This is a genomic window from Streptomyces sp. NPDC002125 (assembly GCF_053593715.1).
On the sequence record NZ_JBSFDD010000001.1, the window covers coordinates 520,474 to 536,810 of the forward strand.

The following is a 16,337-nucleotide window of genomic DNA, read 5'->3' on the forward strand; positions in this document are numbered from 1 at the left end:
GGTTTTCCGCCAGGCCCGGGGCGCAGAGGGAAGACACGGGGAGGGCGTGGCGTGTTCACGGGGATCGACGAGGTCGACTGGGCCTCGATGAAGCATGCCTACGGTCCGGCCGACGACGTGCCGGGCCTCCTGTACGGACTCGCGTCCGCCGATCCGGCGGAGCGGGAGAGCGCCCTTGACGGGATGTACGGCGCGGTCCACCACCAGGGCAACGTGTACGCGTGCACGCTCGCCTGCATCCCGTTCCTCTTCGAGCTCGCCGTGGATCCGGGCATACGCGACCGGGGCGGCATCGTGGAGCTGCTGACCAGCATCGGGGGCATCGACCTGGACGAGGAGGAGGACGGGCTCGACGAGCTGGACGAGGACGAGATCGAGGGCGTGGCGAACTACGCGATGGCGGCCGCCGCCGTGTCCGCGGGTTCGCCGGTCTTCTTCGAGCTCGTCGCGGACGAGGACCCGGGGGTGCGTCTCGCCGCCCCGCTGGCGCTGGCCACGCTGCACACCCGGCCGGCCAGGGTGCTCACGCTGCTGCGGGAGCGGCTGCCCTCCGAGGCGGACGACGAGGTGCGGCTCGCTCTCGTCGAGGCCGCCGGGCGGATCGCTTTGCGCCACCGCGGGCTGGCGGGGCAGGCGGCGGACTGGCTGAGCCGGCTGGCCGCCGAGGCCTATCCGCCCGGGCTGCGGCTCGCGGCCCTCGCCCAGCTCGCCCGGTGCGCCCCCGACGCGCTGCCCGGGGACGTCGTGCGGGTGGTGTCCGGCCTGCTGCGGGAGCTGCGCTCCGGGCCCGCCCGTCCGGAGCCGTCCGCCGCCCAGCCGCCCGGCGGCGACGAGGCCCCGGCGGACCGGGTCACCGCTCCGACGCTGGTGGGGCAGTTGCGTGAGCTGTCCGCCGAGGAGTCCGCCGGACGCAGCACCCCGTGGGCCGCCGATCTGCTGCGGACCCTGCACGTCGGCCTGGACGACCGCGTGGCGGACCGTACGGCGCTGCTGACGGACCAGCTGAGCAGCCCCGATCCCTGGCAGCGCATCGACGCCGTACGGATGAGCGGCGGGCTGATCCGGGCCTGGCGCGGTGCGTACGAGGAGCTGGTGCGGCTGATCGGCGTGCAGCTCACCGATCCGGAACCCCGGCTGGCGGAGGCCGCCTCGCATGTCCTGGAGGAGCTGTTCGGCCTGGCCGCTCCCGCCGCCGACGCCCTGGCCGGGCGGGTGGCGGCGGACCCCGGGTCGTGGGTGAAGGCGTGGGCGAGCGGGCCTCCCGGGCTGGGCTCGGCGGTGAAGGCGCTGGCCAGGCTGGGGGACGCGCGGGTGCTTCCGGCGCTGGCGGCGTCCCTGGAGAGGCCCGAGGTCCCGCACGACGTGGGCTTCGCGATCAAGTGCCTGGGCGACGGGGCCGCTCCGCTCGCCGGGGTGCTGCGCCGCAGGCTGGGTGAGGTCGGCCTCGACGAGGGGGCGTACGACCGGGCGAGTCCGCTGCTCTGCGGGCTGACGGCGCTGCGCGCGGGCGAGGCCGCTCCCGAGGTGCTGCGGGTGCTGCGGGGGGCGCCCGAGTACCGGGGTGAGTGGCTGCGCACCGCGGCGCTGCGGGCGCTGGGTGCGTTCGGGCCGGCCGCGGAGTGCGCGGTCGGGGAGCTCCGGCGGCTGATCCGGCGGCCGGGGACCGCGGCGGCGACCGAGGCGGCGGAGGCCCTGTGGGCGGTCACCGGGGACGCCGGCGCGGTGCTGCCGGTGCTGGCCGAGGGCCTGCGGGCCGAGCAGGTGCGCGACTGCCGGGCGGCGGCGAGCGCGCTGGGCGCGCTGGGCCCGCGCGCGGGTGCGGCGGCGCCCCGGCTGCGGGCGTTGCTGGAGCATGAGGAGCTGTGGCTCCGGGTCGAGGCGGCGAGCGCCCTGTGGGAGGTCTCGGGGCGGACCGCCGACGTGGTGCCGGTGCTCCTCGCGGCATGGGAGCAGAACCGTCACGTCAGGGTCAGGGTCGCGGAGTGCCTGGCACGGATGGGCCCGGCCGGTGCGGGCCCGGAGGCGGAGCGGGTGCTGCGCGCCGAGCTCCTCTCCGTACGCCGTCACAACGCGATGGACGGCGGGTACGGCAGTCACGACACTTATGAGGACGAGAAGCTGCTGGCGCTCTGCCGGCGGGCACTTCCGGGAGAGACGGGGAAAGGAACCACATCATGATCATTTTCGGTACGCGGGGGTACGTCTACCAGCTCGCGGTCCTGACGATGGTGTGCGGCTGGTGCGGCAATCCCGCCGCGCACACCCTGCGCAAGCGGGTCACCAAGTTCACGCTGTTCTTCGTGCCGCTGTTCCCGTTCTCCACGACGTACGTCTCCCAGTGCACCTTCTGCGGCGGGGAGCGGAAGATAGCGAAGGAGGAGGCCGACCAGCTGCTGGCGCAGGCCCAGGGCGGGCAGGACGGCAATCCGTACGGCGCCGGTCAGCAGCAGCCCGGCTACGCGCCGCCCGGCCAGAACCCCTACCAGCGCTGACCCTCACCCGGGATCACCGGCCGAGGAGTGCCACGAAGCTGACATAAGGGAAATAACACCCGCCTCTTGCTACGTTGCGGGGCATGACCGCAACGACGGCGGACGCACGCCCGCCCGCGCTACGCCTGCCCAAGCGGCGCGGGGTGGAGCTCTCGCTCCTGATCGGGGCCGTGCTCATCTCCGTCTACGGCTACGCCGCCGTCGGCCTCGCCCGGAACAACGCCGTTCCTCCCGATGTCGCGGGCTACGGCGCGGGGCTGGGCCTCCTCGCCCTGCTCGCCCATCTCGCGGTGCGCTTCCGCGCGCCCTACGCCGACCCGCTGCTGCTGCCCATCGCCGTGCTGCTCAACGGGCTGGGCCTGGTGCTGATCTACCGCCTCGACCTGGAGACCCCGAGGGACCAGGCGGCGACGACGCAGCTGATCTGGTCCACCCTCGGGGTCGCCTTCTTCATCGCCGTCGTCGTCATGCTGCGCGACCACCGGGTGCTCCAGCGCTACGCCTACCTCTCGGTCGCCGCCGCGCTCGTGCTGATGATCGTGCCGATCTTCTTCCCCGCGGTGAACGGGGCGAAGATCTGGATCAGGATCGGCGGCCTCTCCTTCCAGCCCGGCGAGTTCGCCAAGATCCTTCTGGCCGTCTTCTTCGCCGCGTACCTCGCCGCCAACCGCAACGCCCTCGCCTACACCGGCCGCAGGATCTGGAAGCTCCAGCTCCCCACCGGGCGCGTGCTGGGGCCGATCGTCGCGATCTGGCTGCTCAGCGTCGGCGTCCTCGTCCTCGAACGCGACCTCGGCACCTCGCTCCTCTTCTTCGGCCTCTTCGTGATCATGCTGTACGTGGCCACCGGGCGGACCGGATGGATCGCCGTCGGGCTGCTCCTCGCCGCCGCGGGCGCCTTCGCCGTCGGCTCGTTCGAACCCCATGTGCACAGCAGGGTGGAGGACTGGCTCGACCCGTACGCCACCATCGACGCGGGCGAGGGGCCCAGCCAGCTCGCCCAGTCGCTCTTCGCCTTCGCGGCGGGCGGGATGCTCGGCACGGGCCTCGGGCTCGGCCACTCGATCCTGATCGGCTTCGCCGCCAAGTCCGACTTCATCCTGGCCACCGCGGGCGAGGAGCTGGGTCTCGCCGGGCTCACCGCGATCTTCCTGCTGTACGCCCTGCTCGTGGCCCGCGGCTTCCGAGCGGGCCTGGCGCTGCGGGACCCGTTCGGGCGGCTGCTGTCCATCGGCCTCGCCTCGATCCTGGCGCTCCAGGTCTTCGTGATCGCGGGCGGCGTGATGGGGCTGATCCCGCTGACCGGGATGGCGATGCCGTTCCTCGCCCAGGGCGGTTCGTCCGTCGTCACCAACTGGATCATCGTGGCCCTGCTCATCCGCGTCAGCGACGTGTCCCGCACCCCCGATCCCTCGGCCGGTCCCTCCCCCGGGGCGGCAGCCGGGGCGGCGGCCGCCGGGGAGGCGCGGTGATCCCCTACATCCGGCGCGCCGCCGGTTTCTGCCTGCTGCTGCTCGTCGCCCTGCTGGCGAACGCCGCCCGCGTCCAGCTCTTCGAGGCCGACGAGCTCAACTCGAACTCCGCCAACCGCCGCACCACGATCGACCGTTACGACCAGCCGCGCGGCAACATCATGGTCGGCGACGAGTCCGTCACCGGCTCGAAGGACACCGGCGAGCAGCTGGCGTACGAACGCACCTACCGGCACGGCCCGCTGTACGCGCCGGTGACGGGTTACGCCTCGCAGACGTACGGCACCACGCTGCTGGAGAACGCCGAGGACGGCATCCTCTCGGGCACCGACCCGATCCTGGCCCCCCTGCCCCTCTGGGGCGACATCACCCGGAGCCGCCAGCCCGGCGGGAACGTCGTCACCACCATCGACGACTCGGTGCAGCGCGCGGCGTACGAGGGCCTGGACGGCAGGCGTGGCGCGGTCGCCGCCCTGGACCCGGCCACCGGGCGCATCCTGGCGCTGGTCTCCTCGCCCTCGTACGACCCGGAGGTCCTCTCCGGCACCGGTTCCGCCGTGACCGACGCCTGGGCGCGGCTCAACGGTTCGGCGAGTCAGCCGATGCTCAACCGGGCCATCCGGCAGACCTATCCGCCCGGTTCCGCCTTCAAGATCGTGACGGCGGCGGCGGCGCTGGACGCGGGGGTGGTCACCGACCCGGACGCGGACACGGACACCCCGTCCCCGTACGTCCTGCCGGGCACCTCGACGACGCTGCCCAACGAGGCGAGGGGGTGCGAGAAGGCGTCCCTGGCGGAGGCGATCCGGGTCTCCTGCAACACGGTGATGGCCCATCTCGGCGTCCAGGTGGGGCTGGACGGGATGCTGGAGGCGGTCGGCAGGTTCGGCTTCAACGACAACGACCTGAAGATCCCGTCCCGGGTGGCCCGCAGCAATTTCGACTCGGACATGAGCGACGACCAGCTGGCGCAGTCCTCGATCGGGCAGTTCGACACGACGGCGACCCCGCTCCAGATGGCGATGGTGGCCTCGGCGGTGGCGAACGGCGGCGATCTCAAGCGCCCCCAGCTGGTGGACCGGGTGACCACCGACGACGGCGACACGGTCCGCAGTCCGGGCCCCGACTCGTACGACCGGGCGATGAACCCGGCGACGGCGCAGCAGCTCCAGCGGATGATGGTCGACGTCGTGGAGAACGGCACCGGCACGAACGCGGCGATCGACGGCGTGACGGTCGGCGGCAAGACGGGCACCGCCCAGCACGGGGTCGACAACTCCGGTACGCCGTACGCCTGGTTCATCTCCTGGGCGCAGGCACCGGACACCGGCCGCCCGGCGGTCGCCGTCGCGGTGGTCGTGGAGGACGCGTCGGCGAACCGGGCGGACATCAGCGGGGGCGGCAACGCGGCCCCGATCGCCAGGGCGGTGATGGAGGCGGCGCTGGAGGACTGAGACCGGCCCCCGGGGGGGCGCCGCCCGGCGCCTAGTGGGGGCCTCGCGCCGGGCCTCGTCGGGGCCTCGCGCCGGGCCTCGTCGGGGCCTCGCGCCGGGCCTCGTGGGGCCTCGCGCCGGGGCTCCTCCGGGGCAGCCGAGACTGGGTCGCATGACATCGGCTCTGGAAACGTCCCTCGCCCGGATCGACGAGCTCGACCCGGAGCTGTGCGCGTTCACGGAGGTCTGGCACGAGGAGGCGCGGCGCCGGGCGGAGGGAGCGTCCCGGCTGCCGCTCGCGGGGCTGCCGTTCGCCGTGAAGGGCCGCGCCGGCATCCGCTCGTACGCCGCCGGGCGGCTGATCGCGGCGGGCGGCATCCCGGTCGGCGCGACCTCGGTGCCCGGCCCGGGCACGGCCTGGCAGACCTGGGGGCAGGGCGCGCACGGCCCTACGGTCAACCCCTGGCGGCCCGACCGGACCCCGGGCGGCTCGTCGGCCGGATCGGCGGTGGCGGTCGCCGCGGGCATGGTGGAGCTGGCGACGGGCAGCGACGGCGCGGGGTCGGTACGCATCCCGGCGGCCTGGTGCGGGGTGTTCGGCCTGAAGACGACGACGGGACTGCTGCCCTCCCCCGACCGCACGGGCCTCGCCTCCCCCGGTGTGCTGGCGAGCTCGGCCGCACGGGCGGAGTCCTTCCTCCGCCATGTCCTGGACGGATACGAGCCACGGCCCGCGCGGCTCCCGATTCCGGCCGTCTACAGCCCGGACCTGGGCTTCGCCACCGTCGACCCGGACGTCGCCCGGGTGACGCGGGAGGCGGTGGACCGGCTGGTGGCCTCGGGAGTGGTGCGCCTGCTGCCCGGCTCCTGCGCACTGACGGACCCGGCGCGGACCTGGGCGGCGGTGCGCGCGGGACGGACGACGGCCTCGGCCGAGTGGCGCGAGGGCGCCGACGGGCGTGCGCTGGACGCCCTCCTCGCCCGGGTGCCCCTGCTGCTCAGCCCGGTCGCGCCCACCCCGCCGCACGGCCACGAGGGGCCGGGTGACGTCTACTCCACCGCCCTCACCTGGGCGTTCAACCTCAGCGGCCATCCGGCGGCGAGCCTGCCCGCCGGCTTCACACCGGACGGCTGCCCGGCCGGCCTCCAGCTGGTGACCCGCCGGGGGACGGACGCGGCGCTGCTCGGCATGGCCCGCGCGATGGAACGCGTCCTCCCGGCGCCACGCCCGCGCGGGGCCGGCTGAACCGGCCTGCGTCCGCCCGCCCGGCTCAGTCCAGTGGTTCGCGCCGCGCGCGCCACTCCGCCGGTACGCCCTCCACCCCCGTGGCGGCCCCGACGACGCCCCCGGTGATGGCGCACGTCGTGTCCACGTCCCCGAACCCCTCCGCGGTCGCCCAGAGGGCGGCCTCCAGGTCGCCGGGGTGCCGGGCGGCGGTCCACAGCGCGAACGGCACCGTGTCGTCGGCCCTGATCCGCTGCCCGTTGCCCAGGAGGTCGGCGGCCTTCCAGGGCTCCGTGGCGAACGGCACCTCCACGGCGCGCAGCAGCCCGTCGCGCACCGCCCCCTCGGGGGTGCGCCCGGCGACCGCCCCGAGCTCCAGTTCGCCGCGCACCGAGAGTGCCGCCGCCACCGCGACCGCCACCGCCCCGGCCACACCCTCGGGATGGGAGTGGGTGACGACCGCCGAGAGCGTGGCCTGCTCGGCGGCGTGCCCGAGGTCGGCGTGGAAACGGGCCCCGAGCGGCGCGACCCGCATCGCGGCGCCGTTGCCCAGGCTGCCGCCGTCGAACAGCCCGGGCGCCAGGGTGCGCCAGTCCGCCGGCGAGGACAGCAGCGCCGGCAGCAGCATGTGCATGCCGTGCCCGTAACCCCGGGCCTGGTCCGCGTCGTAGGCCAGCGCGTAGTACAGGGCGAGCCGGTCCTGCTCCACCTGCCCGTACTCGTCGAGGACCCGCTGCAGGGCGAGCGCCAGGGCGGTGTCGTCGGTCCAGTTCCACACGGGCTCGTGCGGGGTGCGGCGCGCCCGCACCTCGGCGTACGCCTGGCGGGGCGGCCGGAACAGCGGGAACCACCGCTCCCCGAAGGCGTCTCCGAGCGCGAGCGCTTCGAGACTGCGCCGCGCCGCCGTGCGATCCCCTGTACCGGTGATGGAGTTCATGCCCCCATCCTGTCCGCGCCCCCGGGGATGTACCTCTCCTTTTCCAGGGGCGGGCCGCCGCTCTCAGTCCTGCGGGGCACCGCCCTCGGCCACCGCCTCCTCGACCTCCGCCACGCGGGCCTGCTCCTCCTGCGCGAAGCGCTCCTGGTCGAGCTGCTCGGCGATCTCCTCGTCCTGGGCCATCAGCAGGTCCAGGTTGGAGTCGCCCAGCTCGAAGACGCCCATGTCGACGTACGCCTTCTGGAGCCGTTCGCCCCACAGGCCGATGTCCTTGACGCAGGGGACGATCCGGCTGAACAGCAGCTTGCGGAAGAGCTGGAGGTACTCGGAGTGCTCGGAGAGGTCCTTGGCCTCCTGCTTGCCGATGCCGAAGTTCTCCAGGACCTCGACGCCGCTGAGCCGGTCGCGCATCAGGTAGCAGCCCTCGATGACGAACTCCTCGCGCTCGCGCAGTTCCGCGTCGCTCAGCTGCTTGTAGTAGTCGCGCAGCGCCATCCGCCCGAAGGCCACGTGCCGGGCCTCGTCCTGCATGATGTAGGCGAGGATCTGCTTGGGCAGCGGCTTGGTCGTCGTGTCGCGGATCATGCCGAAGGCCGCGAGCGCGAGTCCCTCGATGAGGACCTGCATGCCGAGGTAGGGCATGTCCCAGCGGGAGTCGCGCAGGGTGTCGCCCAGCAGGCCCTGGAGGTTGTCGTTGACCGGGTAGAGCATCCCGACCTTCTCGTGCAGGAAGCGGCCGTAGATCTCCGCGTGCCGCGCCTCGTCCATGGTCTGGGTCGCGGAGTAGAACTTCGCGTCCAGGTCGGGGACCGACTCCACGATCCGCGCGGCGCAGACCATCGCGCCCTGCTCACCGTGGAGAAACTGGCTGAACTGCCAGGAGGTGTAGTGCTTGCGCAGTTCGCCCCGGTCCCGCTCGGTCATCTTCGCCCAGTGCGGGGTTCCGTGGAGCGGCAGGGCCTCGTCCGGGGTGCCGAGCGGGTCGAAGGGGTCGACCTCCAGGCTCCAGTCGATGCGCTTGTTGCCGTCCCACTGCTTGTCCTTGCCCTTCTGGTAGAGGGCGAGGAGGCGTTCGCGGCCGTCGTCGTAGTCCCAGTTGAACCGGGCGGCGCCTGTGGCAGGGACCTGCCATGTCGGCGCGGGGGGCGCGGTGATGTAGAGGTCGTGTGTCGACACGGGCAGCTCCTTCGCCTGGCGAGGATCGTGCATTCCGTGGTGCTGGCGTCAGTTGGCAGGTTCACACGCTGGTAGACGCACAGTCAACAAGTCGCGCACAGGGGATTGACTGGCTTGCTGACAGGCAGTCTCATCGTCCATGAGCACAAAGTTGACCGCCGGTAACCCCTTCTGCGAGGTGCCCCAGCCATGACGCCAGTGACCGACGAGGACATCCAGGTGCTGCGCGACGCGCTCGGCCCCCTCAAGGACCGCGAGCAGGTCGCGGTCCGCCTGCTCGAAGCCTCGGCCAAGCACTCCTTCGACCCGGACACCGACCTCGACTGGGACTCCCCCGTCGAGGAGGGCAAGTGGTTCTGGCCGCCGGAGCTGGTCTCGCTCTACGGCACCCCACTGTGGCGGAAGATGTCCGAGGAACAGCGGATGGAGCTGTCGCGCCACGAGGCGGCGTCCCTGGCCTCGCTGGGCATCTGGTTCGAGATCATCCTGATGCAGCTGCTGGTGCGGCACATCTACGACAAGTCCGTGACGAGCAAGCACGTGCGGTACGCGCTCACGGAGATAGCGGACGAGTGCCGGCACTCGATGATGTTCGCCCGCATGATCGAGTGGGGCGGCGCCCCCAGCTATCCGGTGCCGCCGCGCTACCACAACCTGGCACGGGTGCTGAAGACCGTCTCCACCACCCCGGGTTCGTTCGCCGCGACGCTGCTGGGCGAGGAGATCCTCGACTGGATGCAGCGGCTCACCTTCCCCGACGAGCGGGTCCAGACGCTCGTACGCGGAGTGACCCGCATCCATGTCGTCGAGGAGGCACGGCATGTGCGGTACGCACGCGAGGAACTGCGCCGCCAGATGGTGACCGCGCCGGCCTGGGAGCGCCGGATGACGAGGCTGAGCTCCGGGGAGGCCGCGCGCATCTTCTCCGTCTGCTTCGTCAACCCGCAGGTGTACGACAACGTCGGGCTGAACCGCCACGAGGCCGTCGCCCAGGTGAAGGCGAGCGGCCACCGCGCCGAGGTCATGCAGACGGGGGCGAAGCGGCTCACGGACTTCTTCGACGACATCGGGGTGCTCAACGGGATGGGACGCAGGCTGTGGAGGAGTTCGGGACTGCTGGCCTAGGCGGGCCGGTGGAGGCAGCGCTTAGGCTTCGGAGCATGACCTCCGCACCCGCAGCACCTCCGGCCCGCGCCTACCGTCGGCTCGGTGTCGAGGAACGCCGTGCGCAACTGCTCGCCGCCGCGCTGACGCTCTTCGCCCACCGGGCGCCGGACGACGTGTCGATCGACGAGGTGGCCGCCGCCGCGGGGGTCTCCCGGCCGCTGGTCTACCGCTACTTCCCCGGCGGCAGGCAGCAGTTGTACGAAGCGGCGCTCGGGTCGGCCGCGGAGCAGCTGACCCTCTGCTTCTCGGAGCCCGAGGCCGGTCCCCCGACCGAGCGAGTGGGCCGGGTCCTGGACCGCTATCTGGGCTTCGTCGACCAGCACGACGCCGGGTTCAGTGCGCTGCTGCGCGGTGGCAGCGTGGCCGAGACCTCGCGTACGACGACGATCGTCGACGGTGTGCGCAGGTCGGCGGCCGAACAGATCCTGCTCCATCTCGGCCGGGGCAGCGGGCCGGGGCTGACCCCCGCGGGGCCCAGGCTGCGGATGATGGTGCGGACCTGGATCGCCGCCGTGGAGGCGGCGTCCCTGATCTGGCTGGACGAGCAGAAGCAGCCCGCCGCCGCCGACCTGCGGGGCTGGCTCGTGGACCATCTGATGGCCCTGCTCGCGGCCACCGCCGCCTCGGACGAGGAGACGGCGGCGGTGGTGACGGACCTGCTGAGCCAGGAGACCGCCGACGGCCCCGCCGGACGGCTCGCGACGCTGATCATCCCGGTGGCGGGCCGGGCGGCGCACCTGCTGCCGCCCGGCTGACCTCTCCTGGGTCAGACTGGCCCGGTGAAGAGTGAGAACACGTCCTTCCGCGGCGGCCCCCTGGACGGCCGGGTGCTGCCCGTCCTGCTCGGGCCGACGGGCCATCCGCCCAAGTGGTACGAGGTCCCGGTGCCGGACGCCGACGGCGGCCCCGCCACCGTGTACGCCTACCGGCGCACCCCCGCGGGATATTCGAAGCGGCTCGGCATCCAGCGCGGCTGGTTCTACGAGTTCGTGCCCGGCGGACGCGAACGCTTCACGCCCAAGTGGCCCTGGACCAAGCCCCGCAGCGAGTCCTGAGCGATGGGCGCGCCCCCGCCCGTAAGATCGACGGTCAGGTGCCGAGGGCACGGTGACAAGGGGGGTGCGCCATGGAGGCGCTGCGTCAGGACGATCCACGCCGCTTCGGCCCGTACACCGCGCTGGCACGCCTGCGCGAGAGCGCGAGCGCGGTGCACTTCCTCGCCCGGGGCACGGAGGGCGGCGAGCTCGCCGTGGTGACCGCGGCGCGGCCCGCCCTCGCCGCCGCGCCCGCCTTCAGGCGCCGCTTCCGGTCCGAGGCGGGCATCGCGGAGCGCCTGGCCGGGGGCTGGGTGCAGCCGCCGCTCGCCGCACCCGAGGACGACGCGCTGTGGACGGCCGCGGCGTACGTGCCCGCGGTGACCCTCGCCGAGGCGATCGGCTTCGCGGGGCCGCTGCCCGAGCGTGCCGTGCGGATACTGGGCGCGGGCCTGGCGGAGACCCTCTCCCGGGTGCACGCCACTGGAGCGGTGCTCCACGGGCTGGCGCCGGAGACGGTGCTGCTGGCCGAGGACGGGCCCCGGCTGACCGCGTTCGGGCCGCTGGGCGCGGCGGTCCACGCCGAGGCGCGCGAGGGCGGGCAGCTCTCGGTGCGGCTCGGATATCTCACCCCGGAGCAGGTCGCGGGCAAGGAGGTGGGTCCGGCATCCGACCTGTTCGTCCTGGGCCTGCTCCTGGCATACGCGGCGACCGGGACGACCCCGCTCGCCGAGGGGCCCGTGGACGGGGCGGCGGAACGGATCGCGCACGGCTCGGCCGAACTCGGCTCCGTACCGGATGAGTTGCGGGCGCTGATCGCGAGCTGCCTGGCGAAGGACCCGGCCGACCGGCCCGGCGCGGGAGCGGTCGCGGCGGAGCTGGCACTGGAGGGCGCGGCGGGCCTCGCCAAGGGCGGCTGGCTCCCCGCCACGCTCTCGGCGGCCGTGGCGGACCAGTCCGCGCGGGCCCACGCCCTGGAGCCCGGGGGCGAGCCGCCGGTCCAGGACGAGGTGCTCGGGGACGGCGCGGCGCCCGCGGAAGGCGGTTCGCCCGGGGACGGTACGGCCGTCGCGGGCGGCGGGGTTCCCGAGGACAGTGCGGCACTCGCGGGCGCCGGCTCCCCCGAGGCCGGCAAGTCCCCCGGGGAGAGCACCGGCGACATCGGCGAGGACAGCCGCACGACCCGCTTCCTCGGAACCGGGGCGCGCCCCCCGCAGTCCGACCGGGCGACCGCCCAGCTCGCGCTCCCCCGCGAACTCCCCGGCGCCGCACCCCCACAGGCACCGGCCCCCGCCCTGCCCCCGGCACCCTCCGCGCCGTACGGCTACGCCTACCCCGCCACCGCCACGCCGGGGAGTGCGCCGGCCCCACTGCCGCAGCCCCTGCCGGGCGCCGCCCCGGCCACCGCGCCCGAGCCCGCCCCCGCCACCAGCAGGCGGGCGCTGCTGACCACCGTCGCCGCCGGGGCGGCCGGGCTGCTCCTGGGCGGGGCCGCCGTGGCCGCCGTCGGGTCCGACGAGCCCGCTGCCGCCGGTGACGACAAGCCCGAGGCCGAGCCCCGCCTCACCGCTCCTGGGCGGGCGCCGGACCCCCGGTGGATCTACACCCACCCGGCCTCCGGGCCCGCCCCGCTCACCGCGGGCCTGTGGCGGGACGAACTGCTGGTGCTGACGGACACGGACGGCGCGACCGCAGTGGACCTGAAGACCGGCCGCAAGCGCTGGGAGCGCGCCGAAGCGGCGGGCGCCCAGACCGTCCTGGCGACGAGCGACGGACTCTGCTTCCTGGCGACCCCGTCCGAGTTCCTCTGGCTGTCGCCCGAGGACGGGCGGATCAGGCACCGGGTGCGCTACGCCGACCAGTTCACCGGCGTACCGGGCATGAAGGTGGCGCCGTTCACCGGACTGTCGGGCTCCGTCCTCTGGTTCACCGGCTCCCACACCGTCACGGTGAAGGCGCCGAAGCCGAAGAAGGGCCAGAAGCCCGGCAAGGACACCCAGGTCGCCAAGGCCTACTTCTTCGCGTACGACATCGCGCGGCGCGAGGAGCTCTGGCGCATCGCCGTCCCGGCGGGCCGGGCGCCCGGCACCCCGGCCTACCGGCTCATCGCCGTACGGGACGCCGACCTCGTCGTGCGCCAGGACGCGGTCACGCTCACCCCCGCCGATGTCGCGGCGGCCAAGGGCAAGGCGTTCTTCCGCTGCTTCGACCGCACCACGGGAAAGCTGCTGTGGAACCGGCAGTTCGGCATGGTCGCACCGGGCGCGGGGGCCGCCGGTGACGCGGGCGGCCGGCTCTACGCCGGGGTCGGCGACGATCTGCAGGCCTTCGAAACGGGCACGGGGAAGCCGGTCTGGACGCTCAACGGCACCGCGTCGTCCGTCTTCGGGACGCCGGTGCCCGCCGGGACGCTGCTGCACATCACGAACCGCAACCAGGAGGTCGGCACGGTCGAGCGGGCCACGGGACGGCTGCTCTGGCGGCGGTCCACCGAGGTGCCGCTCGGAGGCGGGGCGCCCGCGCTCACCCTCGGCGGGGGCGGGAAGACGCTGCTCGCGGCGGACACGACACAGGTGACCGCGTTCGCCGCCGAGGACGGGCGGCGGCTGTGGAAGTTCCAGGACATCGGGGCCCAGGACCCGAAGGGCGCCACGGTGAGCGCCCCCTACCGGGTGCTGGCCTCGAAGAGTACGGCGGTCGTCCAGCGGGAGAGGGCCTTCTACGCGCTCCCCGTGGAATGAGCCTCCGGGGTGCGGGGTCCCGGCCGGCGTCGGGCCGTCCGGGCGTCGGCCGTTAGGGGCGTACCCCGGGCGGCACGCCGGACGGTCCTTGCATCACACGGCACCGGGTGACCGGATGGATGAAATCCGTCCATTTGTAGGCTATTCCGATTAATTCGGCATCGCCTTCGTCACCGGAGGTGATGTCGTGTCAGGCCGACTCGCGCGAACCCTCTGCACGGCGGCACTGGCCGCGGTCGTCGCCGCGAGCCCCGCCGTCGCCGAACCCGCGGGTCCGGAGCCCGCACCGGCCGCCGGGACGGAGTCGGGGACCGCGCCGGGAAGCGTCGCCGGGCTGCTGAAGCAGTTGCAGACGCTCTACCAGCAGGCCGAGGAGGCCGGCGAGCTCTACAACGGCACCGAGGAGGAGCTGAAGAAGCGGACCGCCGAGGCCGCGAAGCTCAGCACCGAGCTCACCAGGGCCCGCGCCGCCCTGGAGGCCGGCCGCAGGGACGCGGGCCGGCTGGCACGCGACCAGTACCAGGGCAGCACCGACTTCTCCGTCTATCTGCGGCTGCTGCTCGCCGACGACCCGTCGCGCGCCCTGGAGCAGAGCCATGTCATCGAGCGCGCCCTGGCGGGCCGGGCCGCCGTGGTCGAGCGGCTCACCGGCGCGGAGAGGCACGCCGAGACACTGGCGGCCAGGTCCCGGGCCGTACGGGAGAGGCAACGGGTGCTGGCCGCGCGGCAGAAGGAGCAGCGGGACACCGTGCGGACCCGGCTGAAGGGCATCGAGGCGATGCTGGCCTCGCTGTCGGACGAACAGATCGCCGCGCTGGCCGCGCTGGAGGAGAAGACCATCGGCGAAGCCCAGGACGCGCTGACGGCCTCGGGGGCGCTCAGCTCCGTACGGCCGCCGTCGAAGGAGGGCGGGGAGGCCGTCGCGTACGCGATCGAGCAGATCGGCAAGCCGTACGTCTGGGGGGCCGAGGGGCCGGACTCCTTCGACTGCTCCGGGCTCACCTCGCAGGCCTGGGCCGACGCGGGGCTGACGATCCCGCGGACCTCGCAGGAACAGTGGCGGGAGCTGCCGAGGGTCCCGGTCGGGTCGCTGCGCCCCGGGGACCTGGTGGTCTACTTCCCGAAGGCGACCCATGTGGCGCTGTACATCGGCAACGGTCTCGTCGTGCAGGCGCCGCGGCCCGGAGCGAAGGTGAAGGTCTCCCCCCTCGCCTCGAACCCGCTGCTGGGCGCGGTCCGCCCGGACCCGGGGGCCGAACCCCTGGGCGCGTACACGCTGCCGGAGCTTCCCGAGGACGCCCGCACCGGGACGGACGACGGCTACGACGCGCCGGAGGCGTGAGGGCCGGCCGTCCGTGGGCCGTCCGAGGACGGCCCACGGATCACCACGTGGCCCTGCGGGCCGTGGTCCTAGGCGGCGCCGGTGAGCGAGGCGAGGTACGCGTTCGTCTTCTCGGGCTCGAAGAAGAAGTTGTCGAAGTCCGCGGGGTTGTTGAACCCGTTGGCGAACCGGTCGGCGGCGGGCTGGAGCTGCCCGGAGGCGCCGATGAGGTTCAGGACGTGCTCCGGCGGCGGGCCGAGCATCGCGTTCGTCCACTTCACGACGTGCTGGGTGTTCTCCCAGTGCCGCTCGAACGTGGCCTCCATCCACTCCTCGTCGAACGGACGGTCGCCGTGTTCGAGGATCGAGTGCAGGTAGGAGTGCGCGCACTTGGAGGCCGTGTTGGAACCCTGGCCGGTGATCGGGTCGTTGGCCACGACCACGTCGCCGACGCCGAGCACCAGGCCCCCACCGGGCAGCCTGCCGACGGGCTTGCGGACGGTCGGGGCGTAACGGCCCGCCAGCGTGGCGTTGGCGTCGGTCAGCTCGACCTTGGTGGCGCGCGCGTACTCCCACGGCGTGAACTGCTCCATGAGCTCCAGCGTCTTGGCCAGGTGCTCCGAGGGGTCCTTGATGCCCTGGAAGGCGTCCAGCGGACCGCCGGGGATGCCCTCCCAGAAGAGGATGTCGGCACGGCCCGAGGTCGTCAGCGTCGGCATGATGAAGAGTTCGCCGACGCCCGGGACCAGGTTGCAGCGCACCGCGTCGAACTCCGGGTGCTCCGGGCGGGGGCCCAGACCGTGCACATAGGCGACGGCCAGCGCACGCTGCGGGGCGTCGAACGGCGAACGCGAGGCGTCCCGGCCGAACATGGAGACGAGCTCGCCCTTACCGGCCGAGACCATCACCAGGTCGTACGTACGCGAGAAGTAGTCCAGGTCGGAGACGGCGGCACCGTGGATGACGAGCTGCCCGCCGCGCTGGGCGAAGGTCTCCATCCAGCCGGCCATCTTCACGCGCTGGTCGACGGACTGCGCGTAACCGTCCAGCTTGCCGACCCAGTCGATGACGCGCGAGGAGTCCGGTCCGGCGACCGAGACGCCGACGCCCTCGATCTGCGGGGCCTGCGACTCCCAGAAGTTGAGCTGGAGGTCGCGCTCGTGCTGGAGAGCCGTGTGGAACATGCACTGCGTCGACATGACCCGGCCGGACCGGATCTCGTCCGCCGTGCGGTTGGACATCAGGGTGACTTCATATCCCCGGGACTGGAGTCCGAGGGCCAGCTGGAGCCCGGACTGGCCGGCTCCGACTATGAGTATCTTCCGCATCGCGGTTCTCC

At 73.4% G+C, this 16,337-nt stretch carries 13 protein-coding genes; 10 read left to right on the top strand and 3 right to left on the bottom strand.

Annotation, left to right across the window (positions count from 1 at the left end; genetic code table 11):
• Nucleotides 1-51: 51 nt before the first annotated feature.
• From ACWCQM_RS02235 to ACWCQM_RS02255, 5 genes are all read left to right on the top strand, one after another.
• A complete protein-coding gene (locus ACWCQM_RS02235; protein WP_450913475.1) occupies nucleotides 52-2,178 on the top strand; it encodes a HEAT repeat domain-containing protein in 2,127 nt (708 codons plus the stop codon).
• Nucleotides 2,175-2,492: a zinc-ribbon domain-containing protein gene (locus tag ACWCQM_RS02240; protein ID WP_450913476.1), complete on the top strand. Its 318-nt coding sequence runs from the start codon at nucleotides 2,175-2,177 to the stop codon at nucleotides 2,490-2,492. Before ACWCQM_RS02235 ends, ACWCQM_RS02240 begins: the two co-directional genes overlap by 4 nt.
• An 83-nt stretch (nucleotides 2,493-2,575) precedes the next feature.
• On the top strand, nucleotides 2,576-3,964 hold the full coding sequence (locus tag ACWCQM_RS02245) for an FtsW/RodA/SpoVE family cell cycle protein (RefSeq protein WP_450913477.1): 1,389 nt from the start codon (nucleotides 2,576-2,578) through the stop codon (nucleotides 3,962-3,964).
• On the top strand, nucleotides 3,961-5,418 hold the full coding sequence (locus ACWCQM_RS02250; protein WP_450913478.1) for a peptidoglycan D,D-transpeptidase FtsI family protein: 1,458 nt from the start codon (nucleotides 3,961-3,963) through the stop codon (nucleotides 5,416-5,418). The genes ACWCQM_RS02245 and ACWCQM_RS02250 overlap by 4 nt, the downstream gene beginning before the upstream one ends.
• 151 nt (nucleotides 5,419-5,569) lie before the next feature.
• A complete protein-coding gene (locus ACWCQM_RS02255; RefSeq protein WP_450913479.1) occupies nucleotides 5,570-6,643 on the top strand; it encodes an amidase family protein in 1,074 nt (357 codons plus the stop codon).
• A 25-nt stretch (nucleotides 6,644-6,668) separates the two neighbouring features.
• On the opposite strand, the gene ACWCQM_RS02260 is transcribed toward ACWCQM_RS02255, so the two are convergent.
• Nucleotides 6,669-7,559: an ADP-ribosylglycohydrolase family protein gene (locus tag ACWCQM_RS02260; RefSeq protein WP_450913480.1), complete on the bottom strand. Its 891-nt coding sequence runs from the start codon at nucleotides 7,557-7,559 to the stop codon at nucleotides 6,669-6,671.
• Between the two features lie 63 nt (nucleotides 7,560-7,622).
• Nucleotides 7,623-8,735, bottom strand: a complete 1,113-nt coding sequence (locus ACWCQM_RS02265; RefSeq protein WP_450913481.1) for a ferritin-like domain-containing protein — start codon at nucleotides 8,733-8,735, stop codon at nucleotides 7,623-7,625.
• 189 nt (nucleotides 8,736-8,924) lie between these two features.
• Here ACWCQM_RS02265 and ACWCQM_RS02270 point away from each other — a divergent pair, with 189 nt between their 5' ends.
• The 5 genes from ACWCQM_RS02270 (at nucleotide 8,925) to ACWCQM_RS02290 (ending at nucleotide 15,019) form a co-directional block, all read left to right on the top strand.
• Nucleotides 8,925-9,860 carry an AurF N-oxygenase family protein gene (locus ACWCQM_RS02270; protein WP_450913482.1) on the top strand — a complete coding sequence of 312 codons (936 nt, stop codon included), beginning with the start codon at nucleotides 8,925-8,927 and terminating at the stop codon, nucleotides 9,858-9,860.
• A gap of 35 nt (nucleotides 9,861-9,895) precedes the next feature.
• The gene (locus ACWCQM_RS02275; RefSeq protein ID WP_450913483.1) at nucleotides 9,896-10,657 is read left to right on the top strand and encodes a TetR/AcrR family transcriptional regulator; all 762 of its coding nucleotides are present in this window, start codon (nucleotides 9,896-9,898) and stop codon (nucleotides 10,655-10,657) included.
• Between the two features lie 24 nt (nucleotides 10,658-10,681).
• Nucleotides 10,682-10,957: a hypothetical protein gene (locus ACWCQM_RS02280; RefSeq protein WP_073745183.1), complete on the top strand. Its 276-nt coding sequence runs from the start codon at nucleotides 10,682-10,684 to the stop codon at nucleotides 10,955-10,957.
• 71 nt (nucleotides 10,958-11,028) lie between these two features.
• A complete protein-coding gene (locus tag ACWCQM_RS02285; protein ID WP_450913484.1) occupies nucleotides 11,029-13,677 on the top strand; it encodes an outer membrane protein assembly factor BamB family protein in 2,649 nt (882 codons plus the stop codon).
• A gap of 187 nt (nucleotides 13,678-13,864) precedes the next feature.
• A complete protein-coding gene (locus ACWCQM_RS02290) occupies nucleotides 13,865-15,019 on the top strand; it encodes an NlpC/P60 family protein (protein ID WP_450913485.1) in 1,155 nt (384 codons plus the stop codon).
• 68 nt (nucleotides 15,020-15,087) lie between these two features.
• Here ACWCQM_RS02290 and ACWCQM_RS02295 read toward each other — a convergent pair whose 3' ends face one another.
• Complete coding sequence (locus tag ACWCQM_RS02295) at nucleotides 15,088-16,326, bottom strand: styrene monooxygenase/indole monooxygenase family protein (protein WP_073745177.1); 1,239 nt, start codon at nucleotides 16,324-16,326, stop codon at nucleotides 15,088-15,090.
• Nucleotides 16,327-16,337 lie beyond the last annotated feature (11 nt).

Excerpts from the sequence above, each read along its gene's own strand:
- ACWCQM_RS02240 (WP_450913476.1), top strand. The coding sequence starts at position 2,175 with ATGATCATTTTCGGTACGCGGGGGTACGTCTACCAGCTCGCGGTCCTG.
- ACWCQM_RS02260 (WP_450913480.1), bottom strand. The coding sequence starts at position 7,559 with ATGAACTCCATCACCGGTACAGGGGATCGCACGGCGGCGCGGCGCAGT.
- ACWCQM_RS02285 (WP_450913484.1), top strand. The coding sequence starts at position 11,029 with ATGGAGGCGCTGCGTCAGGACGATCCACGCCGCTTCGGCCCGTACACC.
- ACWCQM_RS02295 (WP_073745177.1), bottom strand. The coding sequence starts at position 16,326 with ATGCGGAAGATACTCATAGTCGGAGCCGGCCAGTCCGGGCTCCAGCTG.
- ACWCQM_RS02270 (WP_450913482.1), top strand. The coding sequence starts at position 8,925 with ATGACGCCAGTGACCGACGAGGACATCCAGGTGCTGCGCGACGCGCTC.
- ACWCQM_RS02275 (WP_450913483.1), top strand. The coding sequence starts at position 9,896 with ATGACCTCCGCACCCGCAGCACCTCCGGCCCGCGCCTACCGTCGGCTC.
- ACWCQM_RS02255 (WP_450913479.1), top strand. The coding sequence starts at position 5,570 with ATGACATCGGCTCTGGAAACGTCCCTCGCCCGGATCGACGAGCTCGAC.
- ACWCQM_RS02245 (WP_450913477.1), top strand. The coding sequence starts at position 2,576 with ATGACCGCAACGACGGCGGACGCACGCCCGCCCGCGCTACGCCTGCCC.